The sequence below is a fragment of the Candidatus Curtissbacteria bacterium genome, from assembly GCA_024654445.1.
Classification (GTDB): Bacteria; Patescibacteriota; Microgenomatia; order Curtissbacterales; family GWA2-41-24; genus JANLHP01.
This window is the reverse complement of the sequence record JANLHP010000009.1, coordinates 1-1,522: the sequence shown is the minus strand read 5'-3', so window position 1 is coordinate 1,522 and position 1,522 is coordinate 1. Positions and strand designations below refer to the sequence as shown.

At 42.4% G+C, this 1,522-nt stretch carries 1 protein-coding gene; it reads right to left on the bottom strand.

Annotation, left to right across the window (positions count from 1 at the left end; genetic code table 11):
• Positions 1–594 precede the first annotated feature (594 nt).
• Positions 595–1,326, bottom strand: coding sequence for a hypothetical protein (locus tag NUV69_00690; protein MCR4324191.1), 732 nt, complete (start codon positions 1,324–1,326; stop codon positions 595–597).
• Positions 1,327–1,522 lie beyond the last annotated feature (196 nt).

Below are 1,522 nucleotides of genomic sequence, written 5' to 3'. Positions count from 1 at the left end.
CGTCAAACGTTGATTCGCTGTAACTCTTGTTACCTCGCTTATCCTGTATCCCTCCCAACCTCCCTTACATTAAGGGAGGAGTTTTCGAATATCTCTTCTGACGCTCCCCTTGAGCACAAGGGGAGTTGGAGGGGTTCTTGCAGCCAGGGAGTGTTGGAGGTTCTTGAGCAACGACGCTGGACGGGTTCGAGTTAGCGGAACTCCGCTTCTCGGGAGGGAGTATGTGCTTAAAATCGGATCAAATAAGGAAGAAAAGGTACGATGGGCCAGCCGAGTATCATCCAAAAATTACCAAGGTCACCCCGAGTAACCCAATTCCATGGAAGAATAAACCCTCCATTTGCCCAAAGCCAAACAACTACTCCTACGAGAAGGTAGACTGAGATGAGTAGTAACAATTTCTTTTGTGTCATACGATTTGTTTAGAACGGAACCGAAGATCCCGAGGCGGGCTGGGGAATATTGGACGGCATGGCGCCACCACCGGGGCAGAGGGAGCCCGGGGCGGGGACTCCGAGACGCGGTATTCTTAGACGTGTAGTTTTAGCCATTCCATCTTATCACAAAATTGAGATTTATAGTCGTTGCGCTAGCCTAAGAATTCATCAGTTTTGTAATTCCAGGAAATTTTTCGAGGTAAAGTTTATCGTTTTCCCAAATTATTTCATGCTTCACGCTTTCCACCAGATGTCTCTCCTCCTCGAGATTCCGTATTGACAGGGTTCTGTCCTTTGATTTCAGGTAGTTCATGGTTTCTGTATACGGCCAAAAAAGGGTGTCTACATAGGTATTAAATTGCTTACCCGCCGCGTACGCAGCCCCAAGTTTCTTCTTTCTTAATTTATCGTAGATTTCTTCGCGCATGTATTCATTCTTTCTTACCATGTCCATCGCAATGTCAATGTCTCCGAGTCGAGGTTTTTCCGAGAGATAGCTTCCAAAAATAACGATTTTAGCTGGTTTATGAAGCCAGTAAGGATCCATAGACACTTCTTTAACCCGGGTGACGAATCTAAGCAGATTTTTATTTGCTGTAGCTCTCAATATGGGTTTTGCGGAAGTTGCTTGAGAGTATGCATTTCCCTTTATAGTAGTTTTCCAACGTCTATCCCATTTGTCTTCTAAAGTTTCTGTTTCTACAAACCCCTCTTTAATCAGTTTTTGAATTACTTTCTTCGCCTCGACTTTTGAGACATTCAATTTCTTGACTACAAGCTCCTCATCAAATCCTAAACCAAAATTACAAGCTCGATTCATTGCTCTAAGCAACAGCCTTGCCTGAAGAGCAGGGATGTCAGCTATTTTTGAACCTGGATTGATAATCATGGTCACTCTGATCAATTAATTGGATCAATTAATCCGATCAATATAAATCACAATTTTCATAATAGAAAAGGAGCGTTTGTCTGTCCAGTGACTGTGTGTGTAAGTTTTTTTGTAAAATGATGTGTAATTTTTGTACGGATCGATTTAAATGACACTTAGATTAGCGGTTTTTATGTGTTGACGTAAAAAAATTCTC